The following is an 18,355-nucleotide window of genomic DNA, read 5'->3' as shown; positions in this document are numbered from 1 at the left end:
GGCGCTATAAGTAATCTGTATTCTGTGATTGGGATACAGTGGCATTTGCAACACCATTCTCGCTCTTTATACTGCTCCCCAGATACTTACATATAAAAACTGTAAACATCAGAGGTGTAAAGGTAAGGTAATCTTGTGAATGGTGCTGTCCGCCTCACTTAAATTCCAAGCACTCTCATCTGTCCTGTTACTTGTTCCATTCTTCTTTTCATGTCTTTTTCTTTATATTTTGAAAGTCTTAATTCACTCACAACTTTTCCATCACACAAGAATAGAACTCGTTCCGAGCAGGCAGCGACTCTTGCATCATGGGTAACTAACATAACGGCTGTTCCTTCTTGGTTAATTTCTGTAAACAATTCCATAATTGTTTCTGCTGATTTTGAGTTCAGTGCACCTGTTGGCTCGTCCCCAAATACTATCTTAGGTTTATTAATAAGTGCGCGGCAGATTCCCGCACGCTGAAGCTGTCCACCGGACACCTGTGTAATATCTCTTTTGGCTAATTCTTCGATTCCTGCCTGACGCATAAGTTCAAGTGCTCTTTTTGTAATTTGCTCTATTCTTCCTCTATCTTGCCTCACAGCAGGTAAAATGATATTATCAAGAAGATTCAGATTTTTTAACATCGTTGGCTGCTGAAATACAAATCCCATGCCAGTTCTTCGTATATCTGAAAGTTTTTTTTCCTTACCAGCGGACAATTCATTACCGTCAAATACAATCCTTCCTTTATCCACTCTATCGATTCCTCCAAGAGCAAATAAAAGAGTTGATTTCCCTGAACCTGAAGGCCCCATTACAGATACAAATTCCCCCTCTTCAACCGAAACCGTTATGTTATCTAATACTTTTGTTTTTTCTTTTCCCTCTCCAAAGAACTTCTCAATATTTTCTCCTAGTATCACTTTACTCATACTCTACTCCTTTATCTGTTCTGCCATTTTTACTTTACCAGCATTATGAGTCGCTATTATTACTGCAATGAGTGTTATTCCTGCCAGCAGGAATGGACTGCGTATATAGGACACATACGGATTGATATGAAATCGGAATGAATGAACACCCAGACCTTTTATCATTTTACCTGCTATCACTTCCCCTAACGTATTGGAAAGTCCTGTGCCTAAAAGCAGTGCAAGTATTAAAATGAATATTGCAGCTCCCATATACTGTTTGGTAATATCCGAAGGCCGGAATCCAACCACACGCAGGATTGCTCTTGCATGTTTATCCTTTGCTACCAGCATTCTTATAAATAATAAAGTAACAAATAGCGGAATAAGCATTGCTACCAGAACCGCTGTACGTGCTGCCATATTGACTGACTGCAGTGTATTGCCAAACGTTTGCCTTACATAGACATCAACATCTGATATTTTTGCGAAATCAAACTGTTTAGCATACTCTGAAACAATAGAATCAATATCTATTCCTCTGTTCGCCTGTGCACAGATAACAGACCATATGATTGTTCCTGACCTATTTGTAAATGCCGCCTTTGTTGTTTTCCCTCCATTGGTAATATCCGAATAGATTCCACATACAATAAGAGGTCTTTCCTGCCCATCTATGTTCACTAAAATCGTATCACCAATCGTTTTCTGCAACGCTTCGGCGTTCATGGCAGAAATCGCAATTTCATGCTCTAGAGTAGGTGCTTGACCATTTTCATACTGGATTGGAAATACGGTATGATCTCCAAGTTCAATCTTAATGCTCTTTTTCTCCCCTTCTTCCGTCGTCATAATGAATGCCTTTGTAGTAAGCTGGGTATATTTTAAAATATTCTGATCTTTTTCTAGTTTACTCACTACTTCTTTTGTTTTTGATAAAATATCTTCTGACTGTGCGATATCAACCCTGAAATCACATTTTCCTACTCCCATATACGTAATGAAGCTTTCAGAAGAAAGAGTCGAATAGAGATTATTTGGAACTACCATAATAAAGGTTGAAATAATCAGAACCAGCAGTAAAACAAAGTACAGCTTCCTTCGAATCAATACATACTTCATTCCAAGGAAAAAATTAACCGGATAAAGTCTGTTTTTGTTTAGCTGAAGACTAGCCATACTGGAACCCTTCTCTAGTCTTCTGCCAAAACGTATTGCCTCGGCTCCGGATATCTTCTTAAAGTATCTCATTACCCTGTTCACATAAAGCATCATTAGAATAAAAACTGCAAGAATTCCAACCATTCCAATAGATACCGAAAGATTGGCATTTTTACTTTCTCCTATGGTAAGCCTTATATTTTTAAGCAGTTCATCTTGGATCAATAAAGATAGCAGGTACCCAAGCATACAGCCACTAAAAAAAATAACTGCGTATTTAGCCATATAAATCTTTTTAATATCAAAATCTCTGATTCCAATCGCCTTCATGACACCAATTTCTCTATAATCCTCTTCCAACCTTGCAACTAAAATAAACCGGATACATAAAAATGACGTTATCAATACCAGAATACTAATCAATAAAATAATTACAATCAGCATTCCATCAGAAATGGCACTCAAAAATTTAAAAAGAGGATAAGTGACCGCCGGGCCGTTTGCCTCCAGTCCGAAATTGGTATATGCCGCCTCAAATTCTCCAAGCTTTGATAGGTCTGCTAGCCGGAATTCAATCAGGTACTCTATATTTCCTTTTTCTTTTAATTTCTCATACTCTGATTCGCTTACTAAAAACCGTTTAGAAGAAGAAAGTGAGGAATTCATTTGGGAATCTCTGAGAAAACCTGCAATTACAAATTCCATTCCCTTTATATACACCTTATCATGGATAGTAAGAGCATATTCTTTTTTATAGATAATCGGTACATAAATTTCTCCATCTTGTACCTTGATTTCGTTACCCTCTAAATCAAGCAGCAAGTCAAACTTCTTATTTTGAATACTGACACCATTATCCTGAACACTATCCGAAAGAGATTTGCTTTTTAAGACGATATCTGTGCCATCAATATTAAGGAATTCAGCAACCTGGTATTCCTCTACAGTACTGTTTTGCATAGCAAAGCGTTTAAGCCTCTCCTGATTAATCTCACCCGTATGCATCTGCATAAAATGAGCCGTCTTTGCTTTTTCCATCAAGGTGTCTATTGAACCTGTGAGATTCACAAATAAAATAGCCGCGACAGAAATAAGCAAAGCCACAAGACCAGTAAAAATAAAAATGGTCAATGTACTAAGTTTACTTTTTTTAAAATCATTCCAGATTAATCTGCGATACATAATTATCCTCCTTTTTTTCAAGCGATTGGATTGATTTCATCTGTTTTAACAAAATTGCTGAAAGACACAAAAGAAAACCTGATACACTTATGAGTAATCCTATTCCACGCCCGGCTCCTGTTCCTGTAATTCTACCAATGCTATCCGCAAGAACACCATCTTCCATAAGAAGGGGCGTAAATACATAATCTGCAAGATTACCGGATAAGACATAGGCAAATACATAACCCATCTGGGATATAACACCAATTAGTCCCCATGCCCTGCCTTGTACTTCATTATCAAGATTAATACGTATTAAATAGTCAAGACAGGTATTGGCAAACGGAAGCATAGAAAAGAATAAAAATCCGGCTATTCCAATTAGTATCACATTTTCTTTTAATCCAAATAGCACAAGAAATATTCCCGCCCCCATAATAGATAAGGACAATAACTTAACATATGAAAGCTTAATTGAGAAAATTCCGATAATTACACTTGTTACAAGCATTCCTGCCGCCGATACTGTTTCAATTACTCCAAGAACACCACTACTTGAGAAAGATAATATCATTGGCATACAAAGTGTTTGCACAAAACCTAAAAAGAATGTGATTATGTAAGCAAATACAATAAGAATCAGAACACCTTTTTCTTGGGATATGGCTCTAAATCCTTCCTTAAATTCAGATAAGAAAGATGCAGTATTATCTGTCCTCTTAGATTTTAACCCCCTCTTAACTGCCAATGCTGAAAAAACTGTTACAAAAAAGGTTCCAATGTCAAGAATGAGAAGCAGCTTAATATTTGTAACGGTCAGTAAAAATCCTGCTAAAACTGGGGATATTAAATATTTTGCCGCGCCTGCTACTTGAACCAAGCCACTTGCTCTTGTAAATTCCTCATCCGTAAGTAAGTCGGTAATTGTTGCCTTGTATGCCGGCTCAAGCAAAGAAGAAAAAACAGAACTGATTGTCACCCCTACCATAATCTGCCACAACTTTGCTTCTCCCGATAGCATGCACCATAGAATATAAAGGAGTCCAAGTGCTGAAAGGCTGTCTCCTAGTACCATCAAAATTCTCCTATCATAGCGGTCTGCCAATACTCCTGCCGGAGCACTAAGCAACATTCCAGGCATAAATGCAAATAATGTGACCAATGCCATTGCAGAAGCTTTGCCTGTCATCTGATAAACATAAACACCTAGACCAAAAGAAGTAAGACCACTGCCAATGGCTGATATAAATTCTCCCGACCACAGAAGTAAAAATTTTTTGAAACCGAAACCTTTTCTTTCCTTATTCATTATAAGCCTCATTTCTGTTCTCAAACATATTCCTCATAAACTTAAGGCTCCCTTCTTTTGCTCCGAGCAATCTTTCTATGTGATATATAAAAGCTAATTCCTTATTTTTTCTCTGCTCTTCTATCAGATAGCTTTCATTACTATCAAATGCTACATTTGCATATATCATTATCATTTCTATCGATTCATATGGATAAGGCGTGTTAAAGAATCCTGCTTCCATCCCTTCTCGTACCAAATCCGTCAGGATTGGTGTTATTCCACTTACTACTTTGCTTTGCATTTTTTGATGCATTAAGGCATTTTGAGGCTTGTGCATATGTTCAATGATTTCTTTGCTTTCATCCCCACTGATATTTAGTGATAAAATAACTCTTATTAATTTTTCCTCAAGGGATATGCTCTTATCCCCTGCAATTTTAGAGGCAGAGGTTAAAATCTGTTGATTTAATCGTTCAATTAATGCATCCATAATATCTTCTTTGGACTTAAAATGATAATACAATGTCCCTCTTGCAATCTTAACTTTATCTAAAATCTCATTCGTACTTGTTCCATCAAACCCTTTTTGAATGAATAATTCCTGTGCTGCATCTAGTATTTCTTCTTTTCTTTCATTCGCATCTTTTACTACTCTCATTTTTATCACTCCTTATAGACCGACTGTCAGTCTATTATAACAGATAAAAATATTCGTTGTCAATTAGGTTTTTTGTTGTATTCATACCAAGTTTAGTTTATGATCATTAATCTTTTTAAGAATTAGCTTTTTTTGCTAGTCTTAACATTAATAATAGATATTAGTACTTTTCATTATAAAGAAAGAGGTTGCTATAAAAGCAAGCAACCTCTTTCTTTATATCTTTCACTGATTCTATTATTCAATACCAAGAACCACTTTACGAATAAAATTATTGAACCAAACCGCCGCTTCTTGCCGCGTCAACAGTTCTGTTCCCCGAAAAACAACTGTCCCATTCTCATTGACGACCGTATCCGGACCCGTGATACCGGCAGCAACCAGAACTTTTATACTATCGGCAACTTCAGAAGTGGGTTTTTCTGAGAGTTTCACCTTTTCAGACTGAAACAATGAAAGAAAATCAGGCACCGCTGTTTGGAACACTGGAACAAGAATGGCTGCAACCTCTTGGCGGGTCAATACCTTATCCGGCTCAAAATGCTGTCCATCCATTCCTTTCATCAGGCCGGCAGCAACAGCGGTTTCTACTTGGCGCTCAGCCCATGTTCCTTCCGTATCAATAAATTGCGGTCTCGTTTGAACCAGGTTAATCCCCATCATCCTGACAAGCATTGCGGCTAACTGTGCCCTTGTCAATGGCTGCTCCGGGTGATACTTTCCATTTGATGCCCCGTAAACAATCCCCATAGCCTTTAAGTTGCTAATATATGGCTCATATACACTATTTGCAGAGACATCCTGGAAAATAATCGTAGATTTGCCGGCATAGCTGACCGGATTTCCGTATTTGAGATAGTTTATATTACCGGATTTGTCTTCTTTGAATGCCAGTAAATCTCCATTCTCATCTTCAAAGACCAACTCTTCCTTTTGCTTTAATTTGTGAACTCCAGTGAAGTCATCCTCTACTGTGAGCTCTCCATTGCCCGTTGCCGTAACCTTCGTCAGCATAATCTTAATCCTAAGGTCTGAATATGTCCCCTCAAACCGCTTCAATTGCTGTTGGGACGATTTAAGGTAAGTGGGAGGTGCGGTAGACGGAACGGGAAGATACTGCTCTATAAACAGCTGATTCCATTCTCTTGCGACATAAGCTGACGAAACCTGTTTGTTAAAAGCAATAAATATTCCGAATTTTTCCTTAGGAAACATTAAGATAAAAGAGCTATAGCCAGGTACATCTCCTCCTTTGCCAATAATCCATTGCCCATAATGTTTGCCAGACTCCAACAGATTTTCATATCCGTATGAGGCGTCTGGATACTCGGAAGAGATGCTTGATTGGTACTGTTGCATTAACTTTAAGGAGTCTTCACTCCACAAATAGTTACCATCATATATGCCTCCATTCAACTGGGCTATCATAAAGTGGGCCACATCCTCGGCAGTGGTAAGCATCCCTCCGTCAGGAGCTTCTGCCGGAGTCAAAGTATATGGTGCAAGTGGATTGTCATCGCTTCCATATCCGACAGCTAAGTGCATCAAAGCCTGTTCTGTGATAATCATATGTGTATTATTCATTTTCAATGGTTTAAGTATATACTCCTCCATATACTGCTGGTATGACATTCCGGTGACATTCCCAATGATGAATCCAAGCAGATTATATGCGTAATTATCATACATATAAGAAGTTCCGGGCTCGCGTATAACCGGAGGTTTGTTTTTATCAATATATTCTTTCAGTGATATAAAGGTACTCAGGTCTTCATAGATGTCCTGCATAGTTTCAGTTGTTACCTGAAACCCTGAGGTATGCGTAAGAAGATGATGTATCGTTACAGGTTCTGCAAATGGATTGTTAAACTCAATTCCATCAAGATATGCTTGAATATCCCTATAAAGGTCCAGCTTCCCTTCCTCAACCAATTGCATGATTGCTGCTGCCGTGAATGTCTTCGTCACTGAACCAATTCGGAATAAGGTCTGCTTTGGGTCAACTGCTGTATTTTTGTTCAGGTCGGCATAACCATAACCCTTACTCAATACAATACGTCCATCTTGTACAACCGCCACAGCAGCTCCTGGAGCTTCCTTATCCACACCTATCTTTTCATCCATGAACTGATTAAGCAGCTTCTCTAGTTCAGCCGAGTCAATTACACCAGAAGATGGCTGCTTGACAGGTTTTGCCTCATTCTTTTTGTTCTGCGATATAAAGGTAATCACTGTTAAGATAATGGCCAGCCCTGTAATACTCAATATTAAGTTAACAAACCACACCTTTTTTCTTTTATCCATCTGCTTTTTAATCTCCTTTGTATTGAATGTCCTGAAATCTTACTTATTCGTTTGTTCCTGCTCAATAATTTGCTTAAATTTTTGCATGATACTCTTAAGCTCCTTTAGGTCATCCATCGAGAGCTTGGAATAAAATCGCTCTATAATTGATAATTCTATTTTTTGACTGGTTCCAATATAGTTAGTTCCAGCAATGTCCAGCTCTACATAAATTTCCCTTCGGTTTTCTGGGTTTATAAATCGCCGGATAAGCTTGCGTTTCTCCATTTTGTTCAGCATCTGACTAATTGCACTTGGAGAGATGTTCATCAATCTTGCTAATTCCCCAGTGAGTAGACGACCACCGTCATAGAGATGATTAAGTATAATAATCTGACTACTCGTTATTGTCTCATCCAAAACATCCGCATACTCTTGAGACAACATCCTTTGGCATGCGTATTCAATCTCGTTCAGTTCTCGTACAAATGCAATAAGTTTTTTATTCATTTTATCCTCCTTAATACTTAACTATACTTAAATATACAATGCACTATATAATTTGTCAATCTATTTTATTTGTTTCCTTGTTTCCATATACTTGCCTCATAAGGTCGTAAGAATACAGGCGAAAGCTCTGCATAATTTGATAACAGACGAACCCCTTGCGGACACTTTTTTCTTTTCTTGTTATATGAACCCAGATTTATTTCAATACATAGAGTTTCTGTTTCATCCTTACGATAATATATAAATAAATCTTTTTCTTTTTTATTGGTAAAACATACTTCTCCATAATAAATGACGCTATGTTCCTTTCGGAATGCAAGCAATTCCTGATAAAAGTGAAGAATGGAATCCTCATCCTGAAGCTGTGACTCTACATTGCAATACTTATAATCCTCATCCATCCTAATCCAAGGTTCCCCATCGGAAAAACCTGCATATTGCTGATTATTCCATTGCATTGGTGTTCTGGCATGATCTCTTGTACCGGCAAGTATCTTTGCAAACGCCTCTTTTTTTCCCATAGTCTTACATAACTTATTATAAAGATTCAAGGACTCTACATCACGAAGCTCCTCAATTGTATGAAAGTCTTGATTGACCATTCCAAGTTCCTGTCCCTGATAAATAAATGGCGTGCCTCGCAAGGTAAGCTGGATTACTGCCAAAAGCTTCCCCAGAACAATCCGGTACTGGGGATCTGCATTTATCTTAGAAATCATACGTGGGTTATCATGATTCTCATAAAACAGGGATGGCTGACAGTGGTTCCCGTAGTTCTCCATCCAATAAATCATATAACTTTTCAGATAACCTAGGTCATATTGATACTCATCAAAACGGGTATGCCCCGGTGTTTCCAGATGGTCAAAGGAGAATACCATGTCCAGCTCGTACCGGTAATCTGCGGTTAACAGCTTACTCATTTCCAGCCCTGTTCCGGGTGTTTCACCCACTGAAAACGCATTATATGGGCGAAATACCTTTTCATTCATTTCACGCAGATACTCGTGGAGACGAGGTCCATAAAAATAATGTTCCGCTCCATAATACCCCATGAGCCTACCAATATCTTCACTTCCATCAGGTAAACCGTTGCGCTTAGAAATATAATTAATGACATCAAGACGGAATCCGTCTACACCTTTCTCCAGCCACGTTTTTACCATCTCATGAATTTCTTGCCGCAGGTTTTCATTTTCCCAGTTTAAATCCATTTGCTTCTTTGAAAATAAATGCAGTGCATACTGCTGACGTTCTTCTACATAGTTCCAGGCACTACCGCTAAAAAATGATGTCCAGTTATTTGGCTTATCCTGAAAGATGTAATAATCTCTGTACTTGGATTCCGGTTCCTTTACAGCCTTCTGATACCATTCATGTTCATCTGAGGTATGATTAACCACCAAATCCATGATAAGCTTCATATCACGTTTATGAACTTCTATTACTAATTCTTCGAAATCCTCCATTGTTCCAAACTCAGTCATAATTTTGTTATAATCTCTGATGTCGTAGCCATTATCATCATTGGGCGAATCATAAATCGGTGAAAGCCAGATAGCATCAATCCCCAACTCCTTTATATAATCCAATTTACTTATGATACCCTGTAAATCCCCAATACCATCTCCATTGCTGTCTTTAAAGCTTCTAGGGTAAATCTGATAAAATACTGCCTCCTTCCACCATGCTTTTTGCATTTTGCCATCACCAGACATTGCTGTATCCTGTTCGGTATTTAAAAGGGTAAGCAAAGTATCCACAAAGCCTTCACTCAATCGTCTTTTTAAAAGCTTAGGCAAGGTCTTTAGCCTTAGATTTCTTATGAACGGATTTGCTATAACCTTTTTGCTGATATTTAGTTGTAAAGCTGCTCGGTCAAGAATGTCCCGACCAATTGGATTCGCATAGACATCTTTCAAACGGCTTTTTCTTGTTAACATAGAAGTATACACTCCCTTTCTTACCTATATATTTCTAAACAACTTAACTACTCTAATTAAACTTTATGCTGTTATAAAGAACAATGTGCCAGCTAGTAATGCAGTAGAATAAGAATCATGTATAGGCATATAGAGTAGATGTGAGAATGTTTCCTACCGTACATAGGAAATACATATAAAATATTTGGTACAATAAAAGCCACCAACTCAATTGTTAGTGGCTTTTACCGTCTGTGTAGATTGTTTATAATTACTTTGACTTTAATTGTTTATATATCACAAACTTTGGTCTTGTAGCTAATTGCCACAGCGTTTACAAACACTTAGCAGACTTTTATCTTTCTTTATACTTGTCCATAATAATTTTACACCTGTACGTTCACACACAGGACAAGTGCTGCGCCAGTTTGGTATTGTTTTAATATGTTTATCTCGTTCATTTTCTTTTGCTGTTCATTTTATGCCCAAATCTGCACAATTAAACATTTGCATCTGTTGCAAAAGCCTCTGAACCCATTGGTGAAATTGTAACGTAAAGGCGCAAGACATCTTCGCCGTTGTTTATAACTTGCAGGCTCTCCTGTCCATCAACCTGTATTAATTCTCCTACCTGCAATGAGGTTTCTTTACCATCCGTGACAACCTTGGCATTACCCTCCATGACCTGCAGGAAAAGGGTTGATTCTAAATGCGTGTGTCCCGGTAGTATTTCCCCTTTTGCAATGTTTAGAACAAAAGCAATTACATTATCGCTTTTAAAAATCATTCGTTTGGCAATTTTCCCCTGTGGCTCATGAAAATAATCATTAAAAACAAACTTATTCATAGATAAACCCTCCTAAAATGTATGTTTAAACTTTAATATACCCCAATTGGAGTATATATATTGGTTCTTGCATTGAATTAATTATTGATTGCTTATAAGTTCCTAATCACAATTTCTTTTAGAACCGGTAAAATATCATTCTCAAACCATGGATTTTGTTTCAACCAGCCAAGATTTAAAGGAGAAGGATGCACCAATGGAAAATATTCCGGTAAATATTTTTTAAAATTTCTCACTGTTTCTGTTAAACTTTTCTCACGCTTTTCATTTAAATAATATTTCTGTGCATAGCTTCCAATTAAAATTATAATTTCAATATTTGGCATCTCATCTAGTAAGCGTGGATGCCATTTTTCTGCAAATCCTTTTCTAGGTGGGGCATCACCCGTTTTCGCTTTTCCCGGGTAGTAGAAATCCATAGGCAATTGAGCAATGCGATTCGTATTATAGAATACCTCACGCGATACTCCCATCCACTCTCTTAATCGGTCACCACTTAAATCATTCCAAAACAACCCAGTTGCTTCTGCTTTACGTCCTGGTGCTTGTCCGACTATGGCAATACGAGCCTCTACAGAAGCTTTAAATAATGGTGAAATTCCCATTTTTGTATAGGATTCATTCATTGGGTCAGCCATAATTTCTTGTTTGATTTTTTCGAATAACATCATACTTCACTTCCAATATATTTTTATGAGTTTATGTTACGATATCGTGAGTTTGACATAGTTAAGAACTCTACTTTAATATTAACACTAAGTTAGTATCACTATTTATTCTTCTTTTTACCAACAGCTGCTAAATATATGATAAATTCTTCATTTCCATCTAATTGCAATAACTTATCAATCGCCTCTTGATCATAGATGCCAATAGCACAAACTCCCATATCCAGTGATTCACCCGCCAAATAAAGATTCTGGCAAATATGTCCAACATCAATTAAGATTTTCTTATGCGCAGACACATCGAATTTCCATTCCGCTCTATAAGGTGTCGTACTCCATGCAAAGGTTACCGCTGATTTTTTAGTAAAATGAGGAATAAAAGGCTGGTCCAATGAAATTTCATCTAGCTTCTTTTCTATATCATCTAATGGAAACAAGAATATTAGCGCATGCTCTAATGGTAAATATCTATAAATCCCTTTCTCTAAGCCAATCACATTCATTACGAATAGATAGGTTTCAAAAGTATGTGTTGCTCCGCTGCAGGGAACTGTCCTAAAAGTCAAACCGGTTTTATTTGTTCCAGTTACACCCTGTGTAGCCCATAAAAGATAGGATAACTCTGCAAGATTTATGGCCTCCTCACTATAAAGCCGAATACTTCTCCTATCCTTGATACATTGGAAAATCCCCTGTTTTTTTATAATATCAGCACTGACGGTCGGTAAGTTGATTATTTCTGAATCGGTGTCATAATGCTTTATTCCTTCTGGCTGGGGTAATCCCTTCATTCTATCCGTCTTAATACTCTTCAATTTATTAAAATTAGATTTTAAAAAGTTTCTCTCTACTTCATATCTTCCCATTTCTATTCGTTTGTATAATCCAATTATCCTATTATTAAGTAATTGGATTGTTTTCCTTTCTTTGTTCTTGTATATGGCGCGAAGCCATATGCTCCGTTATACTCTTTAAGTACTGTGGACTTGTATCTATATTGTACAGCCTTGCTTATTTAAGAAAACACAAACCGCTCTTTATTTGTTGTATTTTTCCTTCTTATAGCTTTGCTACATGGATTTATAGTGAAGGACTCGCCTGATTCCCTTTTTAAAACGCCAAGTTTTTATGTTTGGCATTTCTTTCTATATAGTATTCAATTACTTATCATACTATCATTATAACGTTTTTGTGTCAACTTATGAGGTTTTCTCTCATTATCTAATTTCGAATTATTTCAATTAGAATTGATTAAAACAATATTTATTTCATATAGAGTATTCACTTAAATTTTCTTATCTCGTTTTTTCATCTTTTAGAACTTCTAGCATGATTAATGCCCCTTGCTTAAAACCACATTCAAAAGCATCCGCTGTCTCAATTGCTACAGATTCAGTATGTAATTCCATCAGCTTCAATATGGTTTTATAGTCTTCGTCTGAAACTCTCTTCTCTAATGTTTCCATAGCCTTAATTGTCTTTTCATTGATATTACGGTATTCCGGGTTTTTATCATAAAAATATTGTTCTCGGTTAAGATAGCTGTAATATAGTTTTTTGAGAATTGACTCCATTCTGGTTCTTTCCTTTCATCGTAATTGTTGGTTTTATTTACATTTTTGATTATACGTTGCAATAAGAATATCTTCTTTAATTATAGTACGACGCCATTATGCCGTCAATAATTATCTTGCCGTCATTTGGACAGTATAATGAAGTTAAATAACTTTTTTAAGGAGATGCTAATATGCCAACTCAACTATCCAAATTCACACTACGGATTGATTCCGAATTATTAAAAAAATTCCGTTTTGTAGCAGAATATAATGCTCGCTCTGCTAATCGCGAAATAGAAGTCCTTATGAAAAAACATGTTGACGAATTCGAAAAGAATCACGGAAATATAGAACTGGAATAATCTATGTTGAAACATATAATATTGCTGTCTTTTTACTTTATAATGTATATCTGGGTTTAAAGACGTAGGTGTTACTCGAAAATGGAGTAACATTTTGTTCAAACAGCGTATGCACTACTACTGGTATTTCATGTATTTACTATAGGGGGAAACCATACTAGGCCGGCACGGAATGTGGTTTCTTGTAGTCAATGCTTTAATTGCCACCGCCCAAGAAGTGGTGCGCTGTTTATAAAGAATCATACTCCCCTTATCTCATTCATTACCTTTTAAAAGATCTATAATAATTAATGCCCCAAACCTAAAACCACATTCAAAAGCATCCACTGTTTCAAGTGATGCAGATTCAGTATGTAATTCCATCAGTTTTATAATCTCTTTATAGTCTTCGTCCGAAACTTTCTTTTCTAATAATTCTTCCATAACATTAATTTCCTTATTATTGATATTTCGGTATTCTGGATTATTATTATGAATAGATTGTTCACGGTTAAAATAGCCGTAATATAGTTTTTTAAGTATTGATTCCTTTCTGTTTCTTTCCTTTCACCATAATTGTTGATTTTAATTTAGCATTAATTTAGAGCATTCTATAATATTATGCTTATACTTTTAAGTCTTTGCAAACAAAAGTTTACCTCACTCCACGATTACTATAATAAGATTTACATGTTTGATATCCTGAATCACTCTATATTTCCGTTGTTATAAATTGGCATGTACAATACCTATACATTTTATCTTAAAATAATAACAATATGGTTCTAATAAAGAACATTAAAAACTTTTAGTTAAAAACCGAAAGTGTTAAGCATTAAAAATGATATAATTTTCATCAAACATAAAAAAAGCCCCGAAATACTACTTTCAAGGCTCTTTCTATTTACTATTAATATTTTCCCACCTGTAATGGCGGGTGTAACGCTTGATAAATCAAGCAAAACAATTTCATAAATTGGGGTGTATTGACATAAAAATAGCACCAAACTTTGGTATAATAAGATCACCACAATCCATACCATATAAAGAAAGGTACTAATCTTATGATATACCAAAACGACTCAATTGAAAATACCCAGAATCAATTTTCTGATGCAATCAGAAATCTTCACTTAGGGAAACTGTTACGCAAGTCCAATGTCACAAAATCCTGTGGAATTCCTGTTTGAGGTGTTCCAATTTATGCTTCTGTTAGTATTTCAGGGAAAGAATTTATTTCGATTCCTGAATTCTAAACATAAAGACCAGGCTGTTTCTAAGAATACTTATTATCGTTTCCTGAACGAAACATCCTACAACTGAAAGAATTTTTGCTGCTTTTAGCCTCAAAGGTTACTTCCGCTTTTGATGAATTGACCAGACCGGAACGTGTTAAGGTCTTAGTTTTCTGGATGATTCCGTTATACAACGCAATCGTAGTAAAAATGTTTAACTACTTGCAAAGGTCTATGACCATGTAAGCCATAAATTCCAAAGGGGGTTTACACTTTTAACACTTGGATGGTCAGACAGTTACAGTTTTATACCTGTCGGATTTAACATGCTTTCTTCGGCAAACAAGGACAATCGCTATCAGGAAATTTCTTCTGATATTGACCACCGGACTAACGGATATATAAGTCGTACAGAAAGCCTAATAAAAAAGACCGCTGCTGCTATTTTGCTGATTCAGAGGGCATTAGCCTCTGGAATCAAAGCTGACTACGTACTGATGGACACCTGGTTTACTACAGAACCGATGCTGAAGGAAATCTTAAAAACAGGAATTGATGCAATCGGTATGGTAAAGCAATTAAAACAGAGGTATTTCTTCCGGGGTAAAGCCTATACATTACCCGAACTCCGGAAATTTGTATCACATGAATATGCAGCAAATATTTTTGGTTCTCTGGTTGTAACTACCAAGGAGAGAATCCCGGTAAAAATCGTAGTTATTCGTAACCGCAACTGGAAAAGTGAATGTTTGTATTTGCTCAGCACAGACTGTAGCTTATCCGATGCCGAAATTGTTCGAATTTACGGCAACAGGTGGTCAATCGATGTATTCTTCAAAGCATCTAAATCTTTAATGTAACTGGGTACTGAATTTCAAAGCCGTAGTTCTAATGACAAAGTAAGCCATACAACAATCGTATTTACCAGATATATAATCATGGAATGGATACGAAGAAATCAAAATGACCAGAAAACCTATGGCGAATTATTTTACATGTTCGCGATGATATACAGGACATGGATTTAACAAATGCACTTACGAGCCTGATGGCTCTGTTTGTGGAGAATTTAATTAACTTACCCGCAGAGATTACAAATCCTCAAAAGTAAAGTGTATGAATGGATGAGATCTCAGACCTTATTTATTCAGGCTTTGTTTGGAAACTTAAGCTGGGAAAGTTGAGTAATTTATATATATTTTATTACATATCTTAAATAAATCGTAACGTATTTCTATATTTTTACTTGCGTATATCATCTGAGACAAACAACAATCATTTTCGAAGCAATCAACTTTGTCGGCACTTCTCTACTATCAGATTATTTTAATTTTACCGATTCAAAATTACAAATAAATTATTTTTCAATAGCATAATTCACTCACTTAGTTTTGTTCCTTAACCCTAAAATGGGATTTATAATTTTTAGTAGTTATATATATGTAAGCTCAGATTTCCCAACGGTTATATTTGATACATCATACCCCCATAGGAATAAAATTTGCTTCACTTCGCGTTCTGACATACAGCATTTAGGTCCAGTCACAATTTCATTAATAAAACAATCATTTTTATCTTGATAATTCAGTTCAAAATATATCGGTATTTTATTCTTACTACAATATGTTTTTATTTCTGACAATATATATTTACCCAAATATGCTTTTTTGTTTATTCTGCACTCTGGGCCATTGATATACTCAGCATCCACTCTTGTTCTTCCTTAAACATGGGGTTTTTCATATAACCATATTCATTTACTTTATTTTCATATACATCACTTACTGCATGGAATATCAAGTCCCCTTCCAGTATTGATTCCACAATAGAACAAGCTTGTACTCTAGCATATTCATTCTGAATAGCTTCATCATAATATACAGGAGAGAACTTCATTCCATACATCTCTTAGGGATAACCTTTCTTAGAAAATGACTGCACTACATTAAGAGAATTCAATAACTGTCTGAATGAAAATGCAGTATATTGAGATCCCCGATCAGAGTGGACATGAGCCCAGTAGGGTATTTCCTTTTATCATAAGCTTTTTTGAATGCAGTTATTACCAGCGTGACATCAGGTTTTGCTGAAATGTTCCAGGAAATGATTTTGCAAGAAGATAGATCCATTACAATACAGAGATAATACCATTTCCCAGAAACTTTAATATAAGTGAAATCACTTGCCCAGACAATGTCAGGGGATTTCTGGTTGAACTCCTGATGGAGATGATTGGTGCAATTGCCAGTATCTTTATGCCGGTAGTTACGATATGGCTTCACCGTTGACATTCGTGGTAATTGAAGTGTTTTCATCAGGCGGTACACTCGTCCAACACTGATGTGAATGCCATGATCACGCTGGAGGACATAAGTAATCTTATATGCACCAAGACGCTTGTTATAATCGGCGTAGATTTGGAGAATTTGTTTGGCTATCTCCTGATTTTCTTTGGTGCGGTCAGCAGGTACTGAGTGGAAATGCTTATAATAGGTACTTCTGTTGACACCTAATACACTGCAAAGAATTTTTATGTCATGCTGAAAACGATGCTTATGAACAGCATCTAATCGTTGCTTGAGTGTGGCGTGAAGATGGCAATCGCTTTTTTTAGTATGAGGAATTCCTCCTTAAGCTGAGCATTGCATTTTTGAAGATCCTTCACTTGTTTGGCGGTCAAGACCTCGCCATCATCCGTTTTGACGGTTGAGTATTGCTTGATTCAACGGGTAAGAGCGGTTAGGGAAACGCCGTATTCTTTACAGAGAGCAGCCTGTGTTTTACCGCCAGATTGATAAAGGTTAACGAGAGTACGTTTGAAGTCCTCGTCATACCTTGTTCCAGTTTTACTTGTGGACATGAGTAGATACCTCCTTTTTATGTCTACTTAATTGTATTATATGGTTACTAATCGTGTCCACTTTTATAATATAGATCCACCTACACCTTCTTCATCCTCACACAGATTGAAAATAACTACTTCCACTAATAAACTATAAACCGCATATACTTCTAACAGCTGATGGAATATAAGTATTTATAATTCTATTTAATTCTGCTCTTTGAGTATAGTCTAAATCTATTAAAACATTGTCACTTGAAGAAATAGGATATCTAGTAAGAACTAAATCAGTTGCTTTAAAGTATTTTAAATTATTATCTTTATAATCTTTTTCAGTTGAATCTTCCCAAAAGTAACCACTCAATGCTCTTCTATTTGAAAGTATATTATTAACTGCATTATCTATCTGCGAATAATCATCAATTTCCATTACAAATTGCCTAAATTCGCCTACTGTAATACCAGTCATTCCTACATTGCTACCTATCGCATATCTATTATTTACAACTAAAATTAAATATATAGTAAGCACTAACGGACTACATAAGTTATGTCCATTTCCTACATCCCAATTTATTAAAGCCTCTTTAATCATCTCTTGTTGTGTAATAATACCTTTAACTCCATTTTTAGCTAATGGCGTCAGATTTATAGTCGGAAATGTTGTTATTAAACCCAATTTTTCAAACAAACTTCCAACAACTCTACCTCGCATAGGCGCATCTTCGTAATTTGAATACATATAATCTCTTTTATCAACTTGAGATAATACTCTTAATCGTCCTACTGAAATATTTTGTGGATTAACTTCACCTCTTAAAATGCGCTCAATATAATAATCTAATTGTGTTGTTTCCGTCCAAGTTATTCCTGCGAATGTATCAATGATATCTAAACATCTTATTACTCTATTAGGGTTTCTTAGTGCAGTTCCAACACTCCAATATTGTTCTATCAATTTTAATCTCCTATCTTAATAAA

19 protein-coding genes and 1 pseudogene are annotated in these 18,355 nt (G+C 36.1%); 3 read left to right on the top strand and 17 right to left on the bottom strand.

Annotation, left to right across the window (positions count from 1 at the left end; translation table 11 throughout):
* Window positions 1-158: 158 nt before the first annotated feature.
* The 11 genes from acsn021_RS06975 to acsn021_RS06925 form a co-directional block, all read right to left on the bottom strand.
* Entirely contained in the window at window positions 159-917 is a 759-nt protein-coding gene (locus acsn021_RS06975) for an ABC transporter ATP-binding protein (RefSeq protein WP_184092489.1), read from the bottom strand.
* Between the two features lie 3 nt (window positions 918-920).
* On the bottom strand, window positions 921-3,239 hold the full coding sequence (locus acsn021_RS06970; protein ID WP_184092488.1) for an FtsX-like permease family protein: 2,319 nt from the start codon (window positions 3,237-3,239) through the stop codon (window positions 921-923).
* Window positions 3,214-4,530, bottom strand: coding sequence for an MFS transporter (locus acsn021_RS06965; RefSeq protein WP_184092487.1), 1,317 nt, complete (start codon window positions 4,528-4,530; stop codon window positions 3,214-3,216). Before acsn021_RS06965 ends, acsn021_RS06970 begins: the two co-directional genes overlap by 26 nt.
* Window positions 4,523-5,170 carry a TetR/AcrR family transcriptional regulator gene (locus tag acsn021_RS06960; protein WP_184092486.1) on the bottom strand — a complete coding sequence of 216 codons (648 nt, stop codon included), beginning with the start codon at window positions 5,168-5,170 and terminating at the stop codon, window positions 4,523-4,525. Before acsn021_RS06960 ends, acsn021_RS06965 begins: the two co-directional genes overlap by 8 nt.
* Window positions 5,171-5,407: 237 nt before the next feature.
* Entirely contained in the window at window positions 5,408-7,474 is a 2,067-nt protein-coding gene (locus acsn021_RS06955) for a serine hydrolase (RefSeq protein ID WP_184092485.1), read from the bottom strand.
* Between the two features lie 39 nt (window positions 7,475-7,513).
* Window positions 7,514-7,963: a MarR family winged helix-turn-helix transcriptional regulator gene (locus tag acsn021_RS06950; protein WP_184092484.1), complete on the bottom strand. Its 450-nt coding sequence runs from the start codon at window positions 7,961-7,963 to the stop codon at window positions 7,514-7,516.
* Between the two features lie 65 nt (window positions 7,964-8,028).
* Window positions 8,029-9,906, bottom strand: coding sequence for an alpha-glucosidase (locus acsn021_RS06945; RefSeq protein WP_184092483.1), 1,878 nt, complete (start codon window positions 9,904-9,906; stop codon window positions 8,029-8,031).
* 478 nt (window positions 9,907-10,384) lie between these two features.
* Window positions 10,385-10,732: a cupin domain-containing protein gene (locus acsn021_RS06940; RefSeq protein WP_184092482.1), complete on the bottom strand. Its 348-nt coding sequence runs from the start codon at window positions 10,730-10,732 to the stop codon at window positions 10,385-10,387.
* 92 nt (window positions 10,733-10,824) lie between these two features.
* Window positions 10,825-11,403 (bottom strand): uracil-DNA glycosylase family protein, encoded by a 579-nt coding sequence (locus acsn021_RS06935; protein ID WP_184092481.1) that lies wholly within the window; start codon window positions 11,401-11,403, stop codon window positions 10,825-10,827.
* Between the two features lie 98 nt (window positions 11,404-11,501).
* Window positions 11,502-12,266, bottom strand: coding sequence for a SagB/ThcOx family dehydrogenase (locus tag acsn021_RS06930; RefSeq protein WP_184092480.1), 765 nt, complete (start codon window positions 12,264-12,266; stop codon window positions 11,502-11,504).
* A gap of 429 nt (window positions 12,267-12,695) precedes the next feature.
* The gene (locus acsn021_RS06925; protein WP_184092479.1) at window positions 12,696-12,974 is read right to left on the bottom strand and encodes a DUF6809 family protein; all 279 of its coding nucleotides are present in this window, start codon (window positions 12,972-12,974) and stop codon (window positions 12,696-12,698) included.
* A gap of 173 nt (window positions 12,975-13,147) precedes the next feature.
* On the opposite strand from acsn021_RS06925, the gene acsn021_RS06920 reads away from it, so the two are divergent.
* Entirely contained in the window at window positions 13,148-13,318 is a 171-nt protein-coding gene (locus tag acsn021_RS06920; protein ID WP_184092478.1) for an Arc family DNA-binding protein, read from the top strand.
* A gap of 255 nt (window positions 13,319-13,573) precedes the next feature.
* On the opposite strand, the gene acsn021_RS23060 is transcribed toward acsn021_RS06920, so the two are convergent.
* Window positions 13,574-13,795, bottom strand: coding sequence for a DUF6809 family protein (locus acsn021_RS23060; RefSeq protein WP_334297378.1), 222 nt, complete (start codon window positions 13,793-13,795; stop codon window positions 13,574-13,576).
* Between the two features lie 1,021 nt (window positions 13,796-14,816).
* Here acsn021_RS23060 and acsn021_RS23225 point away from each other — a divergent pair.
* Together acsn021_RS23225 and acsn021_RS23055 are read left to right on the top strand one after the other, a co-directional pair.
* Window positions 14,817-15,047, top strand: a pseudogene (locus acsn021_RS23225) (IS4 family transposase); the annotation flags it as partial.
* Entirely contained in the window at window positions 15,030-15,392 is a 363-nt protein-coding gene (locus acsn021_RS23055; RefSeq protein ID WP_408626147.1) for a hypothetical protein, read from the top strand. The pseudogene acsn021_RS23225 and the gene acsn021_RS23055, both read left to right, overlap by 18 nt.
* Window positions 15,393-15,964: 572 nt before the next feature.
* Here the strand turns inward: acsn021_RS23055 and acsn021_RS06905 are convergent.
* The 5 genes from acsn021_RS06905 to acsn021_RS06885 form a co-directional block, all read right to left on the bottom strand.
* Window positions 15,965-16,243: a hypothetical protein gene (locus acsn021_RS06905; protein WP_184092475.1), complete on the bottom strand. Its 279-nt coding sequence runs from the start codon at window positions 16,241-16,243 to the stop codon at window positions 15,965-15,967.
* On the bottom strand, window positions 16,204-16,428 hold the full coding sequence (locus acsn021_RS06900) for a hypothetical protein (RefSeq protein WP_184092474.1): 225 nt from the start codon (window positions 16,426-16,428) through the stop codon (window positions 16,204-16,206). Before acsn021_RS06900 ends, acsn021_RS06905 begins: the two co-directional genes overlap by 40 nt.
* Before the next feature lie 59 nt (window positions 16,429-16,487).
* The gene (locus acsn021_RS23145) at window positions 16,488-17,156 is read right to left on the bottom strand and encodes an IS3 family transposase (RefSeq protein WP_184092569.1); all 669 of its coding nucleotides are present in this window, start codon (window positions 17,154-17,156) and stop codon (window positions 16,488-16,490) included.
* 98 nt (window positions 17,157-17,254) lie between these two features.
* Window positions 17,255-17,392 (bottom strand): transposase, encoded by a 138-nt coding sequence (locus tag acsn021_RS06890; RefSeq protein WP_185264988.1) that lies wholly within the window; start codon window positions 17,390-17,392, stop codon window positions 17,255-17,257.
* A 133-nt stretch (window positions 17,393-17,525) separates the two neighbouring features.
* A complete protein-coding gene (locus acsn021_RS06885) occupies window positions 17,526-18,332 on the bottom strand; it encodes an AlwI family type II restriction endonuclease (protein WP_184092473.1) in 807 nt (268 codons plus the stop codon).
* Between the last annotated feature and the right edge of the window lie 23 nt (window positions 18,333-18,355).

This window comes from Anaerocolumna cellulosilytica (genome assembly GCF_014218335.1).
GTDB lineage: Bacteria > Bacillota > Clostridia > Lachnospirales > Lachnospiraceae > Anaerocolumna > Anaerocolumna cellulosilytica.
The sequence above is the reverse complement of the archived record's forward strand: the minus strand, read 5'-3'. Positions and strand labels throughout refer to the sequence as shown.